The 24,013-nt window shown below is 63.0% G+C and carries 23 protein-coding genes; 10 read left to right on the top strand and 13 right to left on the bottom strand.

What is annotated here, in order from left to right; genetic code table 11:
* Window positions 1-51: 51 nt before the first annotated feature.
* Both RI103_RS29955 and RI103_RS29950 read right to left on the bottom strand, forming a co-directional pair.
* The gene (locus RI103_RS29955) at window positions 52-1,050 is read right to left on the bottom strand and encodes a transketolase family protein (protein WP_310816256.1); all 999 of its coding nucleotides are present in this window, start codon (window positions 1,048-1,050) and stop codon (window positions 52-54) included.
* Entirely contained in the window at window positions 1,047-1,892 is an 846-nt protein-coding gene (locus tag RI103_RS29950; protein ID WP_409077002.1) for a transketolase, read from the bottom strand. Before RI103_RS29950 ends, RI103_RS29955 begins: the two co-directional genes overlap by 4 nt.
* Window positions 1,893-2,035: 143 nt before the next feature.
* Here RI103_RS29950 and gcvA point away from each other — a divergent pair, with 143 nt between their 5' ends.
* Window positions 2,036-2,926: a transcriptional regulator GcvA gene (gcvA, locus tag RI103_RS29945; protein ID WP_310816253.1), complete on the top strand. Its 891-nt coding sequence runs from the start codon at window positions 2,036-2,038 to the stop codon at window positions 2,924-2,926.
* A gap of 268 nt (window positions 2,927-3,194) precedes the next feature.
* Here the strand turns inward: gcvA and RI103_RS29940 are convergent, their stop codons facing one another.
* The 4 genes from RI103_RS29940 to RI103_RS29925 all read right to left on the bottom strand — a co-directional run bounded on the left by RI103_RS29940 (window position 3,195) and on the right by RI103_RS29925 (window position 5,220).
* Window positions 3,195-3,677 (bottom strand): hypothetical protein, encoded by a 483-nt coding sequence (locus tag RI103_RS29940; RefSeq protein WP_310816251.1) that lies wholly within the window; start codon window positions 3,675-3,677, stop codon window positions 3,195-3,197.
* Window positions 3,678-3,766: 89 nt separating this feature from the next.
* On the bottom strand, window positions 3,767-4,240 hold the full coding sequence (locus tag RI103_RS29935; protein WP_310816250.1) for a hypothetical protein: 474 nt from the start codon (window positions 4,238-4,240) through the stop codon (window positions 3,767-3,769).
* Window positions 4,241-4,351: 111 nt separating this feature from the next.
* Window positions 4,352-4,852 carry a PAAR domain-containing protein gene (locus RI103_RS29930; protein WP_310816249.1) on the bottom strand — a complete coding sequence of 167 codons (501 nt, stop codon included), beginning with the start codon at window positions 4,850-4,852 and terminating at the stop codon, window positions 4,352-4,354.
* Window positions 4,853-4,863: 11 nt separating this feature from the next.
* Window positions 4,864-5,220, bottom strand: a complete 357-nt coding sequence (locus tag RI103_RS29925; RefSeq protein ID WP_310816248.1) for a PAAR domain-containing protein — start codon at window positions 5,218-5,220, stop codon at window positions 4,864-4,866.
* Between the two features lie 854 nt (window positions 5,221-6,074).
* Between RI103_RS29925 and RI103_RS29920 the strand changes: the two genes are divergently transcribed.
* From RI103_RS29920 to RI103_RS29890, 7 genes are all read left to right on the top strand, one after another.
* A complete protein-coding gene (locus RI103_RS29920) occupies window positions 6,075-6,710 on the top strand; it encodes a hydrolase (protein WP_310816246.1) in 636 nt (211 codons plus the stop codon).
* 238 nt (window positions 6,711-6,948) lie between these two features.
* Window positions 6,949-8,817 carry an amidohydrolase gene (locus tag RI103_RS29915; protein WP_310816244.1) on the top strand — a complete coding sequence of 623 codons (1,869 nt, stop codon included), beginning with the start codon at window positions 6,949-6,951 and terminating at the stop codon, window positions 8,815-8,817.
* 107 nt (window positions 8,818-8,924) lie between these two features.
* The gene (locus tag RI103_RS29910; RefSeq protein WP_310816243.1) at window positions 8,925-9,566 is read left to right on the top strand and encodes an HD domain-containing protein; all 642 of its coding nucleotides are present in this window, start codon (window positions 8,925-8,927) and stop codon (window positions 9,564-9,566) included.
* A gap of 41 nt (window positions 9,567-9,607) precedes the next feature.
* Window positions 9,608-9,859: a DUF1427 family protein gene (locus RI103_RS29905; RefSeq protein WP_310816241.1), complete on the top strand. Its 252-nt coding sequence runs from the start codon at window positions 9,608-9,610 to the stop codon at window positions 9,857-9,859.
* A gap of 48 nt (window positions 9,860-9,907) precedes the next feature.
* Window positions 9,908-10,858: a glyoxalase gene (locus tag RI103_RS29900; protein ID WP_310816239.1), complete on the top strand. Its 951-nt coding sequence runs from the start codon at window positions 9,908-9,910 to the stop codon at window positions 10,856-10,858.
* A complete protein-coding gene (locus tag RI103_RS29895) occupies window positions 10,848-12,383 on the top strand; it encodes an alginate export family protein (protein WP_310816238.1) in 1,536 nt (511 codons plus the stop codon). Before RI103_RS29900 ends, RI103_RS29895 begins: the two co-directional genes overlap by 11 nt.
* 313 nt (window positions 12,384-12,696) lie before the next feature.
* Window positions 12,697-15,723: a winged helix-turn-helix domain-containing protein gene (locus RI103_RS29890; RefSeq protein WP_310816236.1), complete on the top strand. Its 3,027-nt coding sequence runs from the start codon at window positions 12,697-12,699 to the stop codon at window positions 15,721-15,723.
* 7 nt (window positions 15,724-15,730) lie between these two features.
* Here RI103_RS29890 and RI103_RS29885 read toward each other — a convergent pair whose 3' ends face one another.
* Complete coding sequence (locus RI103_RS29885; protein ID WP_310816235.1) at window positions 15,731-16,651, bottom strand: LysR family transcriptional regulator; 921 nt, start codon at window positions 16,649-16,651, stop codon at window positions 15,731-15,733.
* 231 nt (window positions 16,652-16,882) lie between these two features.
* Here RI103_RS29885 and RI103_RS29880 point away from each other — a divergent pair, with 231 nt between their 5' ends.
* Window positions 16,883-17,596: an alanyl-tRNA editing protein gene (locus RI103_RS29880; protein WP_310816233.1), complete on the top strand. Its 714-nt coding sequence runs from the start codon at window positions 16,883-16,885 to the stop codon at window positions 17,594-17,596.
* Between the two features lie 20 nt (window positions 17,597-17,616).
* Window positions 17,617-18,471: an AraC family transcriptional regulator gene (locus RI103_RS29875; RefSeq protein ID WP_310816231.1), complete on the top strand. Its 855-nt coding sequence runs from the start codon at window positions 17,617-17,619 to the stop codon at window positions 18,469-18,471.
* Window positions 18,472-18,494: 23 nt separating this feature from the next.
* Here RI103_RS29875 and RI103_RS29870 read toward each other — a convergent pair whose 3' ends face one another.
* The 6 genes from RI103_RS29870 to RI103_RS29845 form a co-directional block, all read right to left on the bottom strand.
* The gene (locus tag RI103_RS29870; RefSeq protein ID WP_310816230.1) at window positions 18,495-18,893 is read right to left on the bottom strand and encodes a hypothetical protein; all 399 of its coding nucleotides are present in this window, start codon (window positions 18,891-18,893) and stop codon (window positions 18,495-18,497) included.
* A gap of 11 nt (window positions 18,894-18,904) precedes the next feature.
* On the bottom strand, window positions 18,905-19,573 hold the full coding sequence (locus RI103_RS29865) for an RraA family protein (protein ID WP_310816229.1): 669 nt from the start codon (window positions 19,571-19,573) through the stop codon (window positions 18,905-18,907).
* Entirely contained in the window at window positions 19,570-20,619 is a 1,050-nt protein-coding gene (locus RI103_RS29860; RefSeq protein ID WP_310816228.1) for an amidohydrolase family protein, read from the bottom strand. The genes RI103_RS29865 and RI103_RS29860 overlap by 4 nt, the downstream gene beginning before the upstream one ends.
* 99 nt (window positions 20,620-20,718) lie before the next feature.
* The gene (locus tag RI103_RS29855) at window positions 20,719-22,041 is read right to left on the bottom strand and encodes an MFS transporter (protein ID WP_310816227.1); all 1,323 of its coding nucleotides are present in this window, start codon (window positions 22,039-22,041) and stop codon (window positions 20,719-20,721) included.
* Between the two features lie 125 nt (window positions 22,042-22,166).
* Window positions 22,167-23,066, bottom strand: coding sequence for a LysR family transcriptional regulator (locus tag RI103_RS29850; protein ID WP_310816225.1), 900 nt, complete (start codon window positions 23,064-23,066; stop codon window positions 22,167-22,169).
* Window positions 23,063-24,013: a LysR family transcriptional regulator gene (locus RI103_RS29845; protein ID WP_310816224.1), complete on the bottom strand. Its 951-nt coding sequence runs from the start codon at window positions 24,011-24,013 to the stop codon at window positions 23,063-23,065. The genes RI103_RS29850 and RI103_RS29845 overlap by 4 nt, the downstream gene beginning before the upstream one ends.

Genomic DNA, 24,013 nt, shown 5'->3' with positions numbered 1-24,013 from the left:
GCTTGCTTTGCTATTGGTGACTACGCTTGTTTTCGCCAATCAGATCGACGCCTAGCGCAGCCAGCCTTTGATGGTGCCGCACATCGCCTCGGTGGAAATGCCGTAGCGGTCGTGCAGCGTCGGCAGCGCGCCGGCATCGAGAAAGGCGTCGGGCAGGCCGATCTGACGGAAGGGCGGCGTGACGCCGTTGGTCAGCAGCACGGCGGCCACCGCCTCGCCGAGCCCGCCTATCACCGTATGGTTCTCCGCTACGATCACGAGGCGCCCCGGCCGGCGCGCTTCGCGCAACAGCGTCACGGCGTCGAGCGGCTTGATGGTCGGCACATGCAGCACGCCCACGTCGATGCGGTCGGCGGCGAGCGCCTTGGCCGTTTCGAGCGCGCGCATCGTCATGATCCCGGACGAGATGATCAGCACTTCGGTGCCGTCGCGCAGCAGCTTCGCCTTGCCGAGTTCGAACTGATAGTCGTATTCGTCGAGCACGACCGGCACGTTGCCGCGCAGCAGCCGCGCGTACACCGGGCCGCGATGGTCGGCAATCGCCGGCACCATCTGTTCGATTTCGAGCGCGTCGCACGGGTCGATCACCGTGAGGTTCGGCATCGCGCGGAACAGGGCGAGGTCTTCGGCCGCCTGGTGACTCGGGCCGTAGCCGGTCGTGAGGCCGGGCAGCGCGCACACCAGCTTGACGTCGAGGTTGTCCTCGGCGATTGCCTGGTGGATGAAGTCGTAGGCGCGGCGCGCGGCGAACACCGCGTAAGTGGTGACGAACGGCTGCGCGCCTTCGTGCGCCATGCCGGCGGCGGCGCCCATCAGCAGCTGCTCGGCCATGCCCATCTGATAGAAGCGCTCGGGGTATTCCTTCGCGAACAGATGCAGGTCGGTGTATTTGCCGAGGTCGGCGGTCATGCCGACCACCTCGGGCCGGTTGCGCGCCAGCTCCACCAGCGCGTGGCCGAACGGAGCGGAGCGGGTGATCTGGCCTTCGCCGGCGATCGAGGCGATCATCGCCGAAGTCTTCAGACGCGGTTTCGGTGCGGCGGCGCTCATACGGTTCTCCCGGCTTCGAGCGCCTGCAGCGCGAGTTGCCACTCGTGCGCATCGACGCGGATAAAGTGGTTCTTCTCGCGTGCTTCGAGAAACGGCACGCCGCAGCCCATGCGCGTATCGCAGACGATGATCCGCGGCTGCGCTTCAGGATGCGCGCGCGCCGCATCGAACGCGGCGACCACCGCCGCGAGATCGTTACCGTCCACGCGCTGCACGAACCAGCCGAACGCCAGCAGCTTGTCGACCAGCGGCTCGAACGCCATGACCGCGGAAGACGGCCCGTCGGCTTGCTGGTTGTTGACGTCGATCATCGCGATCAGGTTGTCGAGCTTCCAGTGCGCGGCGGACATCAGTCCTTCCCAGACCGCGCCTTCGTCGAGTTCGCCGTCCGAGAACAGCGTGTAGACGGTGGCGTCCGAACCCTTGCGCTTCAGACCGAGGCAGCGGCCCACGGCGATCGTCAGCCCCTGGCCGAGCGAGCCGCCGGACATCTCCATGCCGGGCGTGTAGCTCGCCATCCCGGACATCGGCAGGCGGCTGTCGTCGCTGCCGTAGGTCTCCAGTTCTTCGTCGGCGATGATGCCGGCTTCGATCAGCGCCGCGTACAAGGCGATCGCGTAGTGGCCGTTGGAGAGCAGGAAGCGGTCGCGGCCTTCCCAGTCGGGATCGTCGGCGCGATAACGCATGGCGCGGAAGTAAGCGACCGCCAGCACGTCGGCAATGTCGAGCGCCTGGCCGATATAGCCTTGCCCTTGCACTTCACCCATGCGCAGCGCGTTGCGGCGGATCTGGTAGGCGTGCTCCGCGAGTTCGGGATATGGCGCGGTTTCGCTGATGTTCACTGTTGTCTCCAAAGTCTTTTGGGTCTTTTGTCTCGGCCGCATCGACGCCGCAGCCAGTGATGACAAGCGTAATCGCACGCCAACCAGCGCTCAAACGAATTAAGATGGGTCGATAGATGAATTGAATTCACGTGGATGCTGCCATGCACAATCGCGTCACGCTCAAGTCGATACAAGCCTTCGAAGCGGCCGCCCGGCTCTCGTCGTTCGCGCTTGCAGCAGACGAACTGTTCGTCACGCCCTCGGCAATCAGCCATCAAATCAAGCTGCTCGAAGAGCAATTGAGCATTCGTCTGTTCCATCGGCTGCATCGCACGGTGCTGTTGACGGACTCGGGGCGGCAATACGCAGAGGAAATCACTTCGGCGTTCGCGCACATCGACGCGGCCACGCGAGAGATCGGGCGGGTGGCGAAGAGCGACATCCTCACCATTCACTGCACGCCGAGTTTTGCGACCCAATGGCTGATGCCGCGCATCGCGCGCTTCAGCGCGGCGCATACCGATATCGACGTGCGTTTGAATGCGTCATCGGAAGCGGCGGACCTGATTTCGGAAGCGGTCGATATCGACATCCGCTACGGTCCGCGCAAGCTGCAACCGGCGGGCACGCTGGTGCTGGAGTTGCCGCCGGAGACGATCGTGCCGTTGTGCGCGCCGGCGCTCATGTCCGGCGACTATCCGCTGCGCAGCGTCGCGGACTTGCAGCACCATCCGCTGATTCACAGCGAGGGTTGTCTGGTCGGCTGGCGGGACTGGATGCGTTTGCATCGCAAGACACGGATCGATATTGGACGTGGCCCGCGTTTCGACCGCTCGTTCATGGCGTTGAGCGCCGCGGTCGACGGCCTGGGCGTGTGTCTGGAGAGCCTGCTGCTCGCGCAACGCGAACTGGAAACCGGGCGGCTCGTCGCGCCGTTCGGCGTGGATGGACTCAGCGTGAATGGCTATACGCTGAATCTGTTGAAGTCGCGTGCTGATTTGCCGAAGCTGCGCAGCTTTCAGGACTGGTTGTTTGCTGAGTTGGAAAGGTGAGGCGCGAACACAGCCCATGCCGAGCTTTCGTTTAGTGCGGCCTTGCATGAAGTGTTTGCGACTTTGCAACAACATTGCCCGAAAGCGAAACGCGATTGAATTCGATCGGCGAATACTCCGCGAGGCTTAAGCTGCAAGCGCTCACACTTGGATTGACGAGCGCAGTGCATACAGACAGCGTGGCGTGACTGAGGCAAATTTATCTAATTTTCCTCCGTCAATGCAAAAAGCCCCGCCGAAGCGAGGCTATGCCTAAAGGAGATTAAGCTTACTTGATTGTCTTGCTTGTTGGCGTCACGCGCGGATCGTTGCAAAGCCGTTCGCAACCATCTTTGCACAAAGGGACTAGTTCGATTGCGATCTGATGCAGGTTTAACGTGCCGTCTTCGTTCTTTACCATTTCGTCAGTCAGCGTCTTGGGTTCAATCAGGATATTCTGTGGCTTGATACCTAACTGGATAAGATATGCTTTAACAAGTGCGCCGCGCTCATTTTTCAATTTTTCGCCATTCTTTTCCCCGGCATATGCACCCGCAATGATTACAGCCTGGATGTCAACGTCAGGCCACTTGCGTGCTTCGAGCACCGTACTGAAGATCGACAATCGATCCGCATTCGATAGATCGATAGCGTTAAATGGCAATCGTGTTTCCACTGATTCATTGATTGTACACGCGAGGGCTGCCGCCGAAAGCCAAGGTGCAGACGCTGCGGTGACGAAAAGCAGGAATGCAAGGAATTGCTTTTTCATCTTGCAACTTCCCTATCAAAGGTTGCAATATACCCCGCAATGCTATCGGCGTTCCGTATGGCCTTGTCTGAGTTGCCTATGGCGAATGCTTACATCCCGCTTTCCGTATTGCCGTACATAATATCGTCGGAGTTAAAGGTATCGGTGTAATGTGTGCATTCGTGAATCAAGGTTTTCACCTTTGCACTATGCCACAGCTCACCGTTAGAATCCGTGCAAAATGCACTATAGATCGCGATAACTCTATTTTGTGAATCCGGCTTGCACACGCCAGCACGATTCTGGCCGCTGTCGGGTACGACGGCACATGTAAGATTCTTGTTCAAGGTGGCATCCCATCGAATAATCTTCTCGGGCACAAGCTCCTGGACGGCGGATAGCAGTCGAGGTAGACCAGTCGCCAGCGCGCTTCTAATTTCTTCGTCAGCCCGGCCAAAATACCATGCGGCTCGCGCTCTTTCCTGAGCGTCCCATTTCGCGAGCGCTGCTATACGCTCTTTCACTAGCGTAACTGCTGCATCTCTTACCCTGATGATGACTTTCCTAAATTCTTGATTAGTCATATTTTGGCAAATTGGCGTTGTATTGATTGAGACGTGAACCCATTGAATCTGGATTGGTGTTTGTTACTGCTGTATCGTGAACCGTTACCCATTCGGTATCATCTGGCATTCTCAATTCTCTAATTGAAGTTGTAGGCTCGATGCTCCATGTGTGGCCACGCGCTCGGTCTGCCCGTTCGCGCTTGTGGTCCCCGTTATCATTCGTTTGCCGTCAACAACGATCCGGTAACGCACATGCGCGAGCGGCCGGCGTGCATCATCGAGCAGAGTAAATTGCTCGTCGTACTGCTCTACCGGTGCGGCTTTGTGTGGCGCGGCGCTCGCAGTGCCGGTGTCGATGTGCAAGAACATTCCTGCGTCCGCGCCTGCGAAAACGCGATTCTTACCGCAAGGACATAGAACATGATCGCCGTTGATAACGGCTGCGCGTCCATTTTCTCCGGCGCCTTCGCCAGTGCCGATGATCTTCCATAAGCCCTTGCAGTTTCCGCACGTTGCCTGGTCGCCGTGGAGCGCGATCTTCCGGCCATCGTCGTGAATGGTCGCAGTAAATGCGAGGACCTTTCCGCGCGTAGTTGTTTCGTCGCCATGACGCACAATAGGGATACGCATGCTTGCTCACGCTACTGGAGTTGAATCACGTTGCCGTGTTCATTCACGGGGACAAAGATCTGTTGACCATCTTCAAGGAAAATGCCCGCGTTCAATTCGGCACAAAGTGTTTCGATGATGCGGTCGCCGTTGCTCAGGCTGCTGCCAACAAGCGCGAAGGGGGCACCTTCGTACGTCGCTGCGCACCCTGCGCCGTCCATAATCACTGCTTCCACGCCGTCGCGGTACGTCACGACATCGCCGACACACGCGAGAGGAAGGCCAGCCAGCTTACCGGCCTGGCCGGTAGATACACGCCCGCCGCGCCCGGTGCGCGTGCCAACGGTTGCGAAGCGATAGAGCGTTCCCTTACGTTCCTGATCCGACATTTCCACAACTCCGAGAAATAGACGAAAACGGCCGTCCGGTGAGGCGACCGGCGCTAGCGCGGCGGCTTTTGCCGTGCCAGCCCGAAGCATCGGTGGAAGCCCCTGCGAGCGAAAATCGGGCAATTCCTAAAAAGGGGCGCGATCCATGCACGCCGCATATCGGCGTGCACTCGAATCGTTCACTGAACATCTGACGGTGCCCCGCGAGGCGGGGTTTTATTTTCATGGCCGCTCCAGACGGGCCACGAGGCCTTGCCATGCGCGAGCTATACACGAGAACCCTGCCGCCGGCTTGCGCGAGGCGCTGCACCACGCCATCGAGCGCGGCGGTATGTCATCGTTAGGCATACTCCACCAAGGCGTGGCGTCCGTATCGACACTGACGGGAACGGATAGGCCGCCCGCATGCGTCGCAGATCGAATCGAACGCCTCGCGCCATTGCCCCGTGCGTTGCTCGTCGCCGCTTACGCGTCGCGTTCGCTCAAGTGTTCATGCGGCGCGCGCTGCTGCTCAGGGGGCTATCTGAATTCCGCATGGAACGATGCAATGCACGAAGCGCTCGCGCATTGCGGGATTCCGGCTGCAACATCAAGGCAAGCGCAATCTGGCAGACGAAGGGCAGAAATGCCGCACAAAAAAAGTCCCGCGAAAAAAATATAAAAAATTCTGAAGGGACGCGTTCGCCGCGCGCCGCGATTCAAGCCTTCATTGGTTAATTTTTTAATAACGATTAAGGACTTCGACAAGGACTCCGCAAAGCGCCGTCGATAGACTCGGGTTCAGTTTCACTCGCTGCCCGAGCGAGCACGGCACGTCTCTCAGACTGCTTTGTCCATTCAATACGGAGCCCGTAATGCCTAAAGAACTCTTGACCCCTGATTCATGTGCGGTTGCCCTGATCGACTATCAGCCGCAGATGTTCTTTGGAACGATGTCGCATGAGCGCACCACCATCCTGCACAACGTCCAGGCGATCGCGAAGGCCTCGAAGCTCTTCAAGGTGCCGACGATCCTGACCACGGTGGCCGCTAAATCGTTCAGCGGCGACATGGTGCCGGAAGTGCAATCGGTCTTTCCCGAGTACACGCCGATCGACCGCACGTCGATGAACTCGTGGGAAGACGTGAATTTCCGCAAGGCCATCGAGGCAACCGGCCGTAAGAAGATCGTGATCGCCGGGCTGTGGACGGAAGTGTGCGTGTCGTTCCCGACCATCCAGATGATCAACGAAGGCTACGAAATCTACGTGCCGACCGACGCCTGCGGCGACATCACCACCGAAGCGCACGAACGCGCGGTGCAACGCATCATCCAGGCCGGCGCGGTGCCCATGACCTCGTTCCAGTACATGTTCGAACTGCAACGCGACTGGGGACGCAGCGAAACGTACGAAGGCTGCATGGACATCCTGAAGGCGCACAGCGCTTACGGTATCGGCGTGCGTTACGCCAAGTCGATTCTCGGCGAGCACGCGAGCGAAGCGGGCTGATCCGCCACGACCAGCATGACATGACGCCGGCCAAACCGTATGGATGGATGCCGCGCCGTTCGGCGACAGGGCGCCGGCATCCCCCATACCTTCGCGCCGGCCGCAACACCTGATCGAATGCTCGATGGAAGGCGCGCGCCGACCGTGCGCTTTCAGGCTTCCCTGTTTTCCGATTTCCGGGCTTGCCCGGAAATAGCTCCGCGCGTGCAAACCGGAGCGCTTTCCCATGAGGATCGTCATGACTTCCACACCTTCCGCGCCGACGCCGGCCGAGATTGTCTTCTTCAACGGCAAGATCGCCACGCAGGACGACAAGCGCTCCTTCGCCGATGCGCTCGCCGTCGCGCACGGCCGCATCGTCGCCGCGGGCTCGCGCGACGCCGTGATGCGGCATGCCAACGACGCCACGCGGCACGTCGATCTGCAAGGCCGCACCGTCATTCCGGGCCTGAACGACTCGCACCTGCACATCATTCGCGGCGGGCTGAACTTCAATATGGAGTTGCGCTGGGACGGCGTGCCGTCGCTCGCGGATGCGCTCGACATGTTGCGCAAGCAGGTGGCCCGCACGCCGGCGCCTCAATGGGTGCGCGTGGTGGGCGGCTGGAATGAATTCCAGTTTGCCGAGCGGCGCGGACCGACGCTCGAAGAAATCAATGCGATTGCGCCGGATACGCCGGTGTTCATCCTGCATCTGTACGACAGCGCGCTTCTGAATGCAGCGGCATTGCGCGCGGTCGGCTATACGAAAGACACGCCCAATCCTCCCGGCGGCGAGATCCAGCGCGACAAGCGCGGCAACCCGACGGGCATGCTGATCGCGCGGCCGAACGCTGGGCTTCTGTACGCGACGCTCGCGAAAGGTCCGAAGCTCGCGCCCGAGGATCAGCGTAATTCAACGCGCCATTTCATGCGCGAACTGAACCGCCTCGGCGTGACGAGCGCCATCGACGCAGGCGGCGGCTATCAGGCCTATCCCGACGACTACGCCGTCATCATGGACATGGCGAAGCACGGCGAGCTGACCGTGCGGATCGCCTACAACCTGTTCACGCAGAACGCCAAAAAGGAAATCGAAGACTTCGCCAGGTGGGTGAAGATGACGAAGCCCGGCGAAGGCGACGACTTCCTGCGGGTGAACGGCGCCGGCGAAATGCTGGTGTTTTCCGCGGCGGACTTCGAAGACTTTCTGGAACCGCGCCCCGATCTACCCGACGCGCTGGAGAACGAACTCGAAGCGGTCGTCAAGCTGCTGGTGGCGAACCGCTGGCCGTTCCGTCTGCATGCGACCTACAACGAATCGATCGAACGCTTCCTGAACGTGTTCGAACGCGTGAACGCCGAGATTCCGTTCAACGGGTTGCGCTGGTTCTTCGATCACTGCGAGACCATCACGCAGAAAAATATCGAGCGCGTGCGCGCGCTCGGCGGCGGCATTGCGATCCAGCATCGCATGGCGTATCAGGGCGAGTACTTCATTCATCAATACGGCGAAGAGGCGGTCAAGCGTACGCCGCCGATCCGCCACATGCTCGATGCCGGCCTGCCGGTCGGCGCGGGCACGGATGCGACGCGCGTCGCGAGTTTCAATCCGTTCGTCTCGCTGTACTGGATGGTGTCGGGCAAGACGGTGGGTGGCACGTCGATGTATTCGAGCGAGAACAGGCTGGACCGGATGGAGGCATTGCGCCGCTATACGGTGGGCAGCGCGTGGTTCTCGAATGAAGAAGATCGCAAAGGCGCGCTGCTGCCCGGTCAGTTCGCGGACTTCGCGGTGCTCAGCGAAGACTACTTCACCGTCGACGAAAGCCGCATCAGGTTCCTCGAATCGGTGCTGACGGTGGTGGGCGGCAAGGTCATCTACGCGGACGACGAGTTCGCGCCGCTCGCACCGCCCGACTTGCCCGTGAGCCCGTCGTGGTCGCCGGTTGCGGAATTCGGCGGCTACAGCCGTTACAAGCCGACCGCGGTGGCCTGCGTGGACGGCTGCGTCAATCTGTGCGGCGTGCATGCTCACGCGCACGGCTGGGCATGGCGCAGGAACGTGCCGGTCAGCGATTCGAACGGCTTCTGGGGCGCGCTGGGCTGTAGCTGTTTCGCATTCTGACATCCACGGCTTCGTGCCACGAGGCATGCGAAAACCTTCATGTCGACCCTGAACAGTCGGTCGGCGATGCGCGCCCGCAAGCGGATGTCGGATAGGAAGAAGATGACATGAAGAAGACCATTGCGGGAGTCGACATTCCCGACAGTCCGTTGGCGCGGGCGGCAACCGCTCAGATCCGGGCCACGGAGTCCGGCCTGATGTTTCATCACGCGCTCAGGGCCTTTCTGTTCGGCGCGCTGACCGGCTTGCGCGACAAGTTGACCTTCGACGCGGAGCTGCTGTACGTGTGCGCGATGTTTCACAACATCGGTTTGACTATGCAACATCAGCGTTCCCCGTATCGCTACGAAGTGGACAGCGCGAATGCGGCGCGCGATTTCATGCTGCGGTACGGCGCCGCCGCTGGCGCGATCGACGAGGTCTGGGCGGCGATCGCGTTGCACACCACGCCGGGCATTCCTGAACATTTGTCGCCGCTCGTCGCGCTGGTGAGCGCCGGCGTGCAGATGGATCTTCGCGGTGCCCGCTACGACGAATTCACCGCGCAACAGCGCGACGAGATCGTGCAGGCCTGCCCGCGCGAAACCGGCTTCAAGAAGAAGATCATCGAAGCCTACGCGCGCGGCATGGAGCATCGTCCCGAGACGACCTTCGGCACCGTGAATGCCGACGTGCTGGACCGGTGGGACCCGAACTATCGCCGGCTGAATTTCTGCGGGCTGGTGCTGGGTTCGGACTGGGCGAATTAAGGACGCGGTTCGCCGCAAGTGAGCATTGAAAGGAAATCAGAATGGGCTACATCATTTCATTGGGCGTCGGCTTCGGCGTTGGACTTCTCTACTGGCTGCTCAAGGTGCAGTCGCCCGCGCCGCCGCTGATCGCGCTCGCCGGCCTGCTCGGGATGGTGCTGGGCGAGCACGCGATCCCGGTCGTCAAGGCACAGTTTTTCGCGCAGACGGCCACGGTCCAGGTCGCCAACCCGCAGCAGAGCACATCGGCGCAAAAGCCGGCCACGCCCGGCGCGACCAAAGAGGGCGGCTGATCCTGCAAGCCGTCCAATCGGAAATTGCTAACACCATCGGGTAATCACATGTTCACTTCGCTTCGACGTTTCAGTTCCATTGCGACTTTCTGCGCAGCCTTGCTGATCGGCCTCGCGCCGGTCTCGTCCGCGTTCGCCGATAACGGCCCGCCGGAAGTCTCGAACGGCAAGAGCGCGCTCGCGGCGCGAATGCCCGATGTCTCGGTGGGCGCCCAGTACGACACGACTCACGTGTATGTCGCGTCGGCGGATCTCGACGCGTTCGTCACCAGCTTCCTCGCCACGTTCGGCGGCAAGGCATCGCCGCGCGCGGTGTTTACCGTGACGCCGACGCCGAGCAAGACCGCGTCGCAATACGTGCAGACGCCGGTCGGCATGCTGTCGGTGTTCGGCTTCGAAACGCCGATTCCCTATCCGTTCGGCAGTGAGCGGACCGGCTATCTGGTCTCCAACATCGACCAGGCGGTGAAGGCGGCGCGCGCGGCGGGCGCCGACGTGCTCGTCGATAGCTTCGACGATCCGATCGGCAAGGACGCGATCGTCCAATGGCCGGGCGGGCTGACGATGCAGCTCTATTGGCACACCAAGGCGCCGAACTACGCGCCGTTGCACAGCGTGCCGGACAATCGCGTGTACGTGTCCCGTTATGAGGCCAACAACTTCGTGCGCCGCTGGGTGCACTTTTCGCATGGCAAGGTGGTGTCGGACAACCCGCGTGCGGATGGCGGCGTGATCGGCCGGCCTGGCGAGACGATCCGCGAGATCCGGATCAGTTCGGGCTTCGGCCGCATGGTGGTGTTCGTCACGGACGGCAAGCTGCCGTTCCCGTTCGGACGTGAAACGACCGGCTATGCCGTCGACGATCTGGCGCAAACGCTCGAGCGCGCGCAAGCGGCCGGCGCGAAGGTGTTATCGCAGCCGTACAGCAGCGAAGCGGGCAAGAGCGCCGTGCTGGAATTCCCGGGCGGGTACATCGCCGAAGTGCACGATGGCCAGTAAAGCAGGCGTCATAGAGACGTTGCAGACGCCACAGCCGCGCGAGCGGTCGCGGCGGCGCTGGACGCTGCGCGCCGCCCGCGCGCTGTTGATCAGCACGGGACTGGCGGCCGCGCTGCCGGTGTCGGCGGCGGACACCGCGCTCGGCGGCGCCGACGATACCAGCTCGACCGGCACCACCAGCAGCACGGCAGCAACGGCGGCAAGCACTTCATGCGCGCGGCCGGCTGTCATGTTCAATCGCTGGCAGGAAAACTGGTCGGCGCTCGCCAATCCGTGCGTGCCGAAACGGCCCTTCGACTCGCTGAAATACATTCCGCTGTTCGGCAATCCCGACGCATACGTCTCGCTCGGCATGGTGCTGCGCGAGCGGCTCGAAATGAACGACGCGCCTCTCTTCGGCCTCGGCTCGGGCCGCGACGACACATACGTGCTGCAACGTCTGGAAGTCCACGCGGATGTGCGGCTCGGCCCGCACGTGCAGATCTTCACGCAGTTCGAGGACGCGCGGCCTTTCGGCAAGGACAACGTCTCACCGGTCGACAAGAATCCGCTCGACCTGCGTCAGGCATTCGTCGCCATCACCGAGCCGCTCGGACCTGGGACCTTCAAGTTTCGCGTCGGCCGGCAGGAGATGGCGTTCGACTTGCAGCGCTTCATCTCCGTGCGTGACGGCCCGAACGTGCGCCAGGCCTTCGACGCCATCTGGGCCGACTATGAAACCGGCCCATGGCGCTGGATCGCGTATGCAACGCAGCCGGTGCAGTACCGCGACACCTCGGATTTCGACGACGTTTCCAATCGCGACCTGACGTTCAGCGGCGTGCGGGTGGAGCGCAAGGCAGTGGGTCCGGGCGATCTGTCCGCCTATTACTCGCGCTACAACCGCAGCAATGCGCGCTTTCTCGACGCCACCGGCGACGAACATCGCGATGTCTTCGACGCGCGTTACGCAGGTTCGGTCAATCACATCGACTGGGATGCGGAGGCGATGTATCAGTCGGGGCATGTCGGCAACAAGACGATCGGCGCGTGGGCGGTGGGCACGCTCGCCGGCTACACGCTGGCTTCGCTGCCGTGGACCCCGCGTCTCGGTCTGCAGGTGGATGCGGCCTCGGGCGACACGCATCCTGGAGACGGCCGCATCGGCACCTTCAATCCGCTCTTTCCGAACGGCTACTACTTCGCGCTCGCCGGCTATACGGGCTACTCGAACGTGATTCACGTCAAACCGTCGCTCATCGTCAAACCGAACAGCAAGCTGTCGCTGCTCGCGGGTGTGGGGCTGCAATGGCGCGAGACCACCGCGGACGCGGTGTATCAGCAAGGCTCGGCGGTCGTGCCGGGGACCGCCGGACATGGCAGCCGCTGGACAGGTTTCTATACGCAGTTGCGCGCCGACTGGGCGGTCGCCGCGAATCTCGCCGCCGCGCTCGAAGCCGTGCATTTCCAGGTCGGACCGTCGCTGCGCGACCTCGGTGCGCGCAATTCCGACTATGTAGGCGCCGAACTCAAGTTCGGCTGGTGATGCGGTAGCGGCACCGCATGATCGGCGAGGCGTGTCGGAAGAGTGATCCGGTTCGATCCGCAAACGCTTCGGGGGCAGCACCATGCGCCGTCGCGACATATTCAGATCGAAGTACTCGAGCGTTCGTCGGACACATCGATTGCCGTGCACCGCCCATTGAGCGGTGCGACGATCCGCAGTACAAAAAAATTGAACAATAGGATCAGTTTTTTCCGCGCATGCGTACTCGCGATTGATCTAGACTGCGGGGACACAACGCTGAGCGGTCGTTCTCAGTGGTTCCCCGTCCCGCTGCATTTTGGATACCCAGGCAATGATCCGCATTGGCCCGCTTCAGGTGGACCTCGCCAGCCGAGAACTGTTTCTCGACGGACAGCCTGTGCGCATCGGCAGCCGCGCATTCGACATGCTGGCGGTGCTGATCGACGCGAACGGCGCGCTGGTGTCGAAGAGCGTCATGCTCGAACAGGTATGGCCGGACACCATCGTCGAAGAAAACAATCTTCAGGTGCATATGTCCGCCTTGCGCAAGGTGCTGGGCGAGAGCCGCAACCTGATACAGACCGTGTCGGGCAGAGGCTACCGGCTGATATCCAGAGAGGCCTGCGCGCAACAGCCGCCGGACAAGACCGTGCGCGACACCGCCGAAGACATCGCATCCGTTCACAGCGTCCCCCACAATCTGCCTGCCAATAGCTCGTCGCTGATCGGCCGGGAGCAGGCGCTCAGCGACGTTGCGCAGGCGCTCGCTTCAACGCGTCATGTCACGCTCGTCGGTTCCGGCGGGATCGGCAAGACCCGTTTGGCCATCGAGATCGCACGCAGCTTGCTGGCGCACTTCCCGGAAGGTGTCTATCTCGTGCCGCTTGCGTGCGCCGTGGACGCGAACAGCGTGCTCGCCATGTTCGCCAATAGCGTCGGCGTGAGCACGGCGAGCGGGCCGCTTACGCTGGCGCGCGTCAGCAAGGAGCTCGGCGAACGGCGCGTGCTGTTCGTGCTGGACAACTGCGAGCATGTGCTCGGTCCCGCCGCCGAACTGGCCGAAGCGCTATTGAACGTGAGTCCGGCCATCCGGATTCTCGCGACCAGCCGCGAGCCGCTGCGTGTCGTGGACGAACACCTGTACTGGGTGGCGTCGCTCGACGTGCCCGCTCGCGACGATCAGAGCCAGCATGTTTTGCAACGCAGCGCCGTCCAGCTGTTCCTGTCACGCGCCCGCGCGATCGACGCGCGTTTTTCGTCCGACGACAGAAGCATCCATCTGACCGGCACCGTGTGCCGCCGCCTCGACGGCATTCCGTTGGCAATCGAACTGGCGGCGGCGCGCGCCGCGATACTCGGTATCGAGACGCTCGCCGATCATCTCGACGACCGCTTCAACATGCTGACGGGTGGCAATCGCACCGCGTTGCCGCGCCACCAGACCTTGAAGGCGACGCTCGACTGGAGCCACGCCTTGCTCGACGATGCGGAGCGCGCGACGTTGCGCCGGCTCGGTGTCTTCGTCAACAGCTTCACGATCGACTCGGCGATCGCCATGGTGAGCGACGACGGGTTGCTCGAATCCGATGTGATTGCGGCGCTATCCGGGCTCGTCGAAAAATCGCTGGTGGTGATGCAGGCGCAGCGCGGCAAGGCGAGCTATCGGCTACTGGAAACCACGCGTGCCTACGCGCTGCAAAAGCTCGACGACAACGGCGAGCGGCGCCTCGTCACGCTCAATCACGCGCGCTATTTTTTGGATCTGCTCGAACGCGATTCGTCGAGCGACACACATCAAGCACATCAAGCGCATGAAGCAGGCGCCGCGCGCGTCGACCCGGACCGTCGGCGTCACCGCACGCGCGAGCAACTCGACGATTTGCGAGCCGCGCTGGCGTGGGCGCTGTCGCCCAAAGGCGACGCTGCGCTGGGAGAAACGCTGGCGGTAAAGTTCGTATCGTTGCTTTATGAACTCTCGCTGGTCGACGAATGCTGCGTCTGGGCACGGCGCGCGCTCGACGCCGTTGAGACGACCCATCAGGGATCGCGCTCGCCCCGCCACCTGCATGTGCGCATGCAACTGCTGGCCGTGCTCGGTGCGGCGCTCGTCTATGTGAACGGACCGAATCGCGAAACGCTCGGCATCTGGGCCGAAGTGCTGGCGCTCGCGATCGCGTCAGGCGATCAGACGTTCGAAGCGCGCGCGTTGTGGGGCATGTGGAACGCGAGTCAGTCGTCCGGCGCGGCGCGCAATGCGCTGGGGTTCGCGCAGCGCTTCGCGTCGCTCGCCGCGCAGACGGGCGATACGGCCAACGGGATTCTCGCCTGTCGCTTGCTCGGCATCGCCTCGCATTACGCTGGCGATCAGCAGGAGGCGCGCGCCTCGCTCGATCAGTTCTTGCAGCACACCGGCTGCTTGCAACATCGGCTGCCGCTCGGGCATTTCATCGATCACGGCGTGGTTGGTCGCGCCACGTTTGCCCGCCTGCTCGGCTTGCAGGGCGCCCGCGATCAGGCGCTCAGGATCGCTGAGGCATGCGTTGCCGAAGCATGCCGGCAGGAACAGGCGATGGTCACGTGCTACGTGCTGGTCGAGGCGGAAATTCCGCTGGCGCTGCTGGCGGGCCAGCGAAGGCGGGCGGCTCAGGCCATCGCGCTGTTACGGGACATGTCGGCGCGCGTCGGACTGCGTGTGTCGCATGCGTGCTGCCGCTGCTTCGACGAATACCTGCACTCGCTGGACGACACCAGTGCGCAGCGTGTGAAGAGCTTTCGCGCCGCGTTGGACGATCTCGAAGCGCTCGAATACGCCGCGCCGCGCGCCATGCTCGCCGCGCAATACAGCCTTGCGCTCGGCCGTGCCGGGCAGCCGAAGGAGGGCATTGCCGTGGTGATCGAGGCGCTGGCGCAAGGCGACCACACCGGCGACCAGTGGTATGCCGCCGAACTCAGACGCGTACACGCCGAACTGCTGCTGATGGAGTGCACCGGCCAGCCACCATTCGGCGATGCGGTGACACATGCACAGGCGAGTCTGAGCGCGGCACTCGAGGAATCGTTGGCGCAGGGTTGCCGCTCGTTGCAACTGCGGGCCGCGACGAGCCTCGGGCGGCTTTGGCATGCGCAAGGCCGGAGCGCGGAGGCGCTGCATCTGGTGAAGGCCGCCTGCGCGAGACTCACCGAGGGCCACGATTGGGACGATTTCAAAGCCGCCGAAGAATTGCTGCGCGTCGCGACCGAGGCGTGCGCGCCGGGCCGTCCTTGCGCCGGCATCGAGACGCGCATGCGCATGAATGCGGATGCCGCCGCGGCTTCGTTGGACGAACCGCCGCCGGACGAGATCAGGCAAGTCTGCTAGCCGAACCTCAACCGTGCAGCATCCGCTGTTGCACCACGTCGTCGATCAGGTCCGGCCGGTTCAACTGCTCGACCCACCATTGCAGCGCCTTGCCGCTTTCGTCGTCGCGCCACGCCAGATAGAAATGCGTGACTTCGCGCATGCCGATCACTTCCTTTTGTACCAGTTCGCCCTGGCTCAGCGCATCGACGGCGAGGCATTCGGGAATCGTGCCCGCCGCCAGGCCTTTGATCTGCGCGGCGAGTTTGGCTTCGAGCGTCGGCACCGTGAGCACTTCCTGATTGACGGCGAGCGCGATCGTGCGCGGCGCGAGCTTGCGTGACGTATCGCCGATCGCGACCGCCCGATGGCGCGCGACGATATCGAGCGTGAGCGGTCCTGGTATCGACGCCAGCGGATGGTCCGGCGCGACCACGAACACATGCCGCAGCGAGCCGATCGGTTTCGCGATCAGATTGGGAATGGGCGGCGGATCGCCCGCCGCGCCGACGATCAGGTCCGCGCGGCGAGTGAGCAGCGCATCCCACGAGCCGCCCAGCACTTCTTTCGACAGATGCAGCTTCGTGTCCAGCTTGAGCTTGTAGAACTCGCTGACGTGATGCCAGAGCAGGTCGAACGGAATGATCTCGTCGACGGCGATGCGCAGTTCGGACTCCCAGCCGTGCTCGATTCGCTTCGCCTTGAATTCGAGCGCTTCCGCCGCTTCCAGCAGACGGCGGCCTTCCTCGACCACCACACGCCCCGCGTGCGTCAGCGTGGCGCGCCGGCCGGTGCGGTCGAACAGCTTGACGCCGAGATCGAGTTCGAGTTTCTGAACCAAATAGCTCAGCGAGGACGGCACTTTGTGCAGCGTTTCGGCGGCGCTCGCGAACGTGCCGGTTCGATCGATCGCATCGAGCACCTGCAGGACTTCAAAGGATAGATTCATGGAGAGGAGCCGGATCTGTCGGATGCGTTCAGCGAGACGTTCAGGATACTGGATTTCCCGAACGATGGGCCTTGCCCGGACGGCTTGCGGCAGTGGCTTTGCCACATTCGCCAACGTGAGTTGGCCCGGTGCGTCCCCGATCCGCCGCCGCAGGGCATTTTTAACCAAGACGGTCTCCCACGGGACTGGGTATCCTAGGCGTATTCAGTCAATTCCTGCGAGGACATCAAGGTGCCGCATTATCTTTGCCATGAGCAGCCGGACCTGCTGGACTTTGAAACGGCCGTGATCGCCGCCAGGCCCGGCGCGGTCGTGCTGGGCCGTTCCGCCTTGCATCCAGGCGGCGGCGGTCAGGTGTCGGACGCGGCCACGCTGACGCACGCGCGCGGCACGGTCCGCATCTCGGGTGTCGTGACAGAAGGCGACGTTACCTGGCATCTGCTCGACGAACCGCTCGAACTGGCCGGCAACGTGCACGTGGCCATCGACGCGGCGCGGCGCGCCACGGTGGCCCAGCTCCATACCGGGACGCATATTCTCAACGCGCTGGTGTATCAGCGCTTTGCGGGCGCGCTCGTGACCGGCGCGCAGATCAACGCCGACGGCACCGCGCGCATGGACTTCGATCTGCCCGACGCGGATAACGACGCGCTGCGGCTGCTCGAAGCGCCCGTCAACGAGGTGATCCGCAGCGCGATGGAAGTGCGCGTCTACTATGTCGGTGCCGACGAAGCGAAAGCCACGCAAGGTCTGATCCGCAGCCTTTCAGTGGCGCCGCCGCCGACGCCGGACGGCACGGTGCGCATCGTCGAGATCGGCGATCTGGACCGGCAGGCGTGCGGCGGCACGCATCTGACCAACACCGCGCAGTCCCGGCCCATCCGCATTGCGAAGATAGAGAACAAGGGGCGCCGCAATCGCCGGGTCAGAATCGAGCTGGTTTGAAGGGCATGGAGGCGCGAGCTATGGAGACAGCGAATAAATGCGAGCCGGAAGTGGTCTGCTGGCGCGATGGCGCGCTCGACGGCGCGTGTCTCGCAAGTGCCCGCTATGGCAATCACAAGTTCGACCGGCATCTGCACGACGAGCTCGTAATCGTCATGACGGAGACCGGCGCGGGTCAATGTCATACGCGCGCGGGCAGCGAGATTGCCGGGCCCGGCAGCGTGCTGGTTTTCGGGCCGGGCGAATACCATAGCGGCGAAGTCTGGGAAGGCCGCGAATGGATTTATCGCGCGATCTATCTGGACATGGAAGGGCTCGGCGCGCTCAGCGCGGTCTTTTCTCCCGACGCGCGCGCCGACAAACCGCTGCTGATTCCGCCCGGGCTGTATCAGGATCCGCACCTCGCGGGCCTGCTGGTCAAGGCACATGCGAGCCTGGACCAACAGGGCGCCGTCTCGCTGATGGAGCGGCAGGCGAACTGGTGGGCTGCGATGGGGATGCTGGTCGGGCGCCATGGGCGCTCAGGTGAGGAGTCGGGCGAACCCCGGCGCGAAGCGCGCAAGATGGAGCAGGTGCGCGAGTACGTCGCCGCCAATTACGAACGCGACATCTCGGTCGACGAACTGGCGGAGCTGGTCGGGCTAAGCCGCTATTACCTCACCCGCGCCTTCTGCAAGGCGTTCGGACTGCCGCCGCACGCCTACGCGACACAGGTGAGGTTGCTGGCGGCGAAGCGCATGCTTGCGGGAGGCCACAATGCGGCGACGGCCGCTGCGGCTGTGGGGTTCTACGATCAGAGCCATCTCAACCGGCTGTTCAAGCGGGCTTATGGGATCACGCCTGGTGCGTATGCGGCGTTGAGGCCGGGGCATTAGGCGGCGCACGTTGGCCCGCACCATCACACCGGCAAAGGCACATCCTCGATCAACGCCGCCTGCACCGCACGGATCCTGCGGTCGACGAAATACCCGCCGCCTTCCACGTAACGCAGATAAAGCCGCCCGCACAACGAGCATTGCCACACGGCGCAGCGGTTATACGGGAAGTACCGCGGCGCGATCGGCGCATCCGCCGCCCAGTAGCTGGTTTTTCCCGGCAGATACTCGCTGAACGTCGGCTCCGGATCGTCCTCCGGCAACAACGTGCCGATTTCCTCGAACTGCGCTTCATCGAGCGACAAAGGCTGCGATTGCCAGCCGTCCAACGGTGTTTTTGTACACGTGCAGGGCGCGGTGGCGCGCGTCTGCGCGTCGCGCGCGAGTTCGAGGAGCGTTGCAGCGTTCAGATAGTGCGCCATGAAGTCCACAGTCAGTTGTTCATCATCCGTTCCCTTTGCGGAACGACCCACGAGCGGTCGAACTTGCCTTCGGCAATCGACTTCAACGCCGCCGCCTCCTTCGCGTGCTGGCGGCGCGCGCCTTCGATCACCGCTGCCACGTCGGCGGGCGCGATCGCGAGCAAGCCGTCTTCGTCGCCGACAATGATATCTCCGGGATGCACCACCATGCCGCCGACCGTGACGGGCACGTTGATTTCGCCCGGTCCGTTCTTGTACGGCCCGCGATGCGTCACGCCGCGCGCGTACACCGGAAACTCACGCTGACGCAGCGCGCCGACGTCACGGATCGCGCCGTCGATCACGAGGCCCTGCACGCCGAGACTCTCCGCGAAGCTTGCCATGATGTCGCCCATCAGCGCCTGCGTGAGATCGCCCGCGCCGTCGATCACCAGCACGTCGCCGGGCCGGCAAAAGTCGAACGCGCGATGAATCGCGAGGTTGTCGCCCGGCCGCGTGTGGACCGTGACGGCAGTGCCGGCCATGGGTCGCGGCTGATGATAAGGCCGCAAGCCCACCATGCCGCTCGCGCGCGCCATGTTGTCGCTCAGCAGCGAGACGGCCAGTTCACGCAATGCTGCGAGCGTGGCCGGATCGGCCTGCGGCGCGGAGTCGTATTCGCGCCATCCGATTGGATTCATACCGTTGCTCCTTGTGCCCCTTGGGCTGCGAGTTGCCGATTGAGTTGACGCGAGAGCCGCCCATACACGGCGCGCGCGTTGTCTTCGTAGATACGCTGGCGGTCCGCGTCGCTGAGCCATTCGATCGCGTCGATATAGCGGCGCGTGTCGTCGTAGTAGTGGCCGGTCTCCGGATCGATGCCCTGTACCGCGCCGATGGTCTCCGACGCGAACAGGATGTTGTCGACTGGAATGACCTTGGCGAGCAATTCGGCGCCGGGCTGGTGATACACGCAGGTGTCGAAGAACACGTTCTTCAGCAGGTATTCGCTGAGCAGTGGGCGCTTCATGTCCTGCGCGAGTCCGCGATAGCGTCCCCAGTGATACGGCACGGCGCCGCCGCCATGAGGGATGATGAAGCGCAGCGTCGGAAAGTCGGCGAACAGATCGGCCTGCAGCAACTGCATGAACGCCGACGTGTCGCCGTTGATGTAATGCGCGCCCGTCGCATGGAAATTCGGATTGCACGACGACGAGACGTGGATCATCGCCGGCACGTCGAGTTCCACCATCGCTTCATAGAGCGGATACCAGGAGCGGTCCGTGAGCGGCAAGCCGGACCAGTGGCCGCCGGACGGATCCGGATTCAGATTGCAACCGATAAAGCCGAACTCCTCGACACAGCGCCGCAATTCGGCGATGCAGTTCGCGGGCGCCACGCCAGGCGCCTGCGGCAACTGGCACACACCGACGAAGTTGCGCGGAAACAGTTCGCACACGCGATGCACGAGGTCGTTGCATGCGCTCGACCAGAGCGCGTTGGCTTCGGCGGTGGCGAGGTGATGGCCCATGCCGGCGGCGCGCGGCGAGAAGATCGTGAGGTCGGTCCCGCGTTCGCGCTGAATTCGCAACTGGCCGCCTTCGATGCTCTCGCGAATCTCGTCGTCGGTAATCACGGGCCGCGGTGGCGGCGTGCCGCCGTCCTTCAGCGCGGCGATCTGCTGCGTGCGCCAGGCTTCGTGCTGGCGCGGTGAGGTCGTGTAGTGACCGTGGCAATCGATGATCATGGCGTGCAAATCCTGTGAGTTGTCCTTGCGCGCGCACATCGCGCGCGTGCAGATTCAGTCCGCTGTTTTTTCAACCTGTCTGTCTGGATGCGTCGTTTCTCAGGCGCGCGGCGCGGCGTCGCCGGTGGCGAGCGAGCTCGCCTCGTCTTCGGCCGGTGCGACTCGCATGACCAGCGCGATGATCGTCGCGACAATCAGAAAGGCCGCGATCGTCAGCAAGGCCAGCTTGAAGTTGCCGGTCGCGTTGCGCACGAGACCGATGCTCCACGGACCGACCAGTCCGCCGAACTGCGCAATGGTGTTGATCAGCGCGATCGTCGCGGCGCCCGCCGCGCCGGTTCTGAATGAGGACGCGAGGCTCCAGAACAGCGGGTTGCCCGCATAGATGAACAAACCGGTCACGCACAGCAGCACATAAGCGATCACCGGGTTCGGCGCATACGCGCTGCCGGCAATGGCCAGCGCGCTCATGCCGTACACGAATGCGAGGTGCTTCTTGCGGTCGCCGGTGCGGTCGGAACTGCGGCTGATGAGGAAGGTGCCCAACACGCCGAGCAAGGGCGGCGCGGCTGACAGAAAACCGACTTCGAGATTGCTCAGATGGCCGAGACTCTTGACGATCTGCGGCAGCCAGAGAAAGAGGCCATAAATGCCGACCAGCGCGCAACCGAACAGGCACGCAAGGCTCCATACGCGAATGTCGCCCGCCACGCGCAGCAGCGGGAAATGCGTGTTGCCGCCCACGGCCTCGCGCTCGGCGGCGAGCGTCGTCTCGAGCCAGCGCTTTTCGTCGTCGGACAGCCAGTCGGCGTCTGCGGGGCGTTCGGTCATGATGCGCAGGGTCAACAGACCGAGCAGCATGGCCGGCACGCCTTCGAGGATGAACATCCACTGCCAGCCCTGCAAGCCGAGAATGCCGTTCGCGTAGGTCATCAACGCGGTCGAGATCGGGCCGCCCAGCACCGCCGAAAACGAACCGGCGATGATGTAGCCCCCAACCGCACGCGCGCGGTAACGCACGGGAAACCATTTCGTCAGATAGACCGCGACGCCCGGCAGAAAACCCGCTTCCATGACGCCGAGCAGAAAGCGCAGCACGTAGAAGCTCGAATCGTTGAACACGAAGGCCGTGGCCGCGGCGACCGCGCCCCACGTCAGAAGAATGCGGGCGATCCAGCGGCGTGCGCCGACGCGATGCAGCAGCAGGTTGCTCGGCACCTCCAGCAGCATGTAGCCGACGAAGAAGATGCTGCCCGCGAAGCCGAACACGGCCGGACTGAAACCGAGCTGCTTGTTCATGTCCAGCGCGGCGAAACCGATATTGATCCGGTCGAGATAGTTGAAGAACATCATGGCGAAGAGCAGAGGCATGAGGCGCCCGTAGACTTTTCGCATGGTTACGGCTTCGTTGATCGTGGTCATCCTGTCTCCTACCTTGCGGCGACGGCCGTAGCCATGGCTGCGTTCTAATCATGTGTGAGGTCAATGATAAGAACGCATGGAGAGGGAGTCCAAGACCGCTTGCTTATGCTTCTATAATTTTTTGCTTATAGTGTGCCGTCTTTGAGCGGCGCGGGAAGGCAAGCGAGAAAGGCCCGCAGATGCGGCGAGGCGTCGTCCGTGCGATAGGTGGCCGCAAGCGTGGAGCGATACGACGAGCCCGGCCCCGTAAGGTGGCGGTAAACCACGTCGGTGCGTCCGTGCCGCGCCACCGATTCGCCGATGAACGTCACGCCCAGCCCTGCCGCAACCAGGGCGATCGCGGTCTGGATTTCATAAGCCTCGTGCGCGACGAGCGGCGTGATGCCCGCATCGCGATAGAGCGATTGCACCGAGCGTTTGAACTGGGCGTTCTGATGTTTCGGATAGAGAATCAGCGGCGTATCGGCGAGATCGGCAATGCTGACTTTCTTGTGCGCTGCAAGCGGGTGGCTGGGTTCGAGCGCGGCCACGACGCGCTCGCGCAGCAGCGCAAACGAGGTGCAACCCTCGACCATCAGCGGCTGCCGGCCGATGCCGATGTGAATGCGCATGTCGCGCAGCGCATCGGCCTGTTCCTCGGTGAGCATCTCGAAGAGTTTGAGTTCGACTTGCGGAAACGCCTTGTGAAATGCCTTGAGCGCGGGCGGCAAAACGCTGTACATCGACGAACGGGTGAAACCGACGCTCAGCCAGCCGCGCCGGCCGACGCCGATTTCCTGGGCGACGAGCGTCACCTGTTCCAGCGAACCGAGTATCTGGCGTGCCTCGTTGCACAGATAATGACCCGCTTCGGTCAGACTCAGCGGACGTCGTGCCCGATCGACCAGTTGCGTGCCGAGCCGTTCTTCGAGTGAACGGATCTGCTGGCTCAGCGCGGGCTGCGCGATATGCAGGCGCTCGGCGGCGCGGCTGAAATTGAGCTCCTCCGCGAGAATCACGAAGCACTGCAGCGCTCTGATGTTCATAGCGGTGTTCCCGCTCGCGTCTTATCGCTAACCGATGGTTGGTGGAACATGTCGTAAATCTCATTGAGCAGCCAGGCAATGCCTGGATCAGCCGAAAATTGCGAATGCGAATGGACCTGAATTTCGATGGGCGGCAGCGCGAAGGGCAAGGGCAGAATGCGAAAGGCTTTGTTGCGGTTAAAGCGCTGCGCGATACTGCGCGGGAAAATCACGGCGAGGTCGGTATGCTGGACGATCTCCGGCGCCACCACGAAATGCGGCAGGCGCAGCACGATATCCCGGCGCAGATTCAACTCTTCGAGCCACTGTTCCACCATGCGGTGGCCGGTCGCGTTCGTGCTGGCATACACGTAACGCAGGCTCGCCAGGTCTTCTTTGGTCGGCTTCTGTTTGCGCAGCGGGTGGCCGGCCCGCACCACGCAAACATGCTCGTCGACGAAGAGCGTCTTGCTCACGCAACCCGGATCGAGACCGGGCACATAGCCGAGCGCAAGATCGATCTCGCCGCTGCGCATCGCGGAGCTCACCGAGTCGACGGAGACGTTCGCAATCTCCAGGCGAATGCCGCGCGCGCTGCGGTCGAGCATGGAAAGAAGCGGCGGCAGAAAATAGAACTCCGACATATCCGACATGGACACGCGAAACGCGCGCTGCGCCGTGGCGGGATCGAACTTGGCGATTTGCTGGACCGCGAGGTTGATGATCCCGAACGCCTGCGTGAGCGGCGTGTGCAAGCGCAAGGCGGCGTCGGTGGGCACCATGCCGGTGGGCGTGCGAACGAACAGCGGGTCGTCGAACAAGATGCGTAGCCGGCGCAAGGCGTGGCTGACCGCCGGTTGAGTGAGTCCGAGACGCTCGCCCGCGGCGGTCAGGCTGCGCAGATCGGAGATGGCCAGAAACACGCGCAGCAGGTTCAAATCCGTAATGCCGGGGTGCGACTTGGTCAT

This window comes from Paraburkholderia sp. FT54 (assembly GCF_031585635.1).
GTDB lineage: Bacteria > Pseudomonadota > Gammaproteobacteria > Burkholderiales > Burkholderiaceae > Paraburkholderia.
Note: the sequence above shows the minus strand (reverse complement) of the source record. Positions and strands in the feature narration are given on the sequence as shown.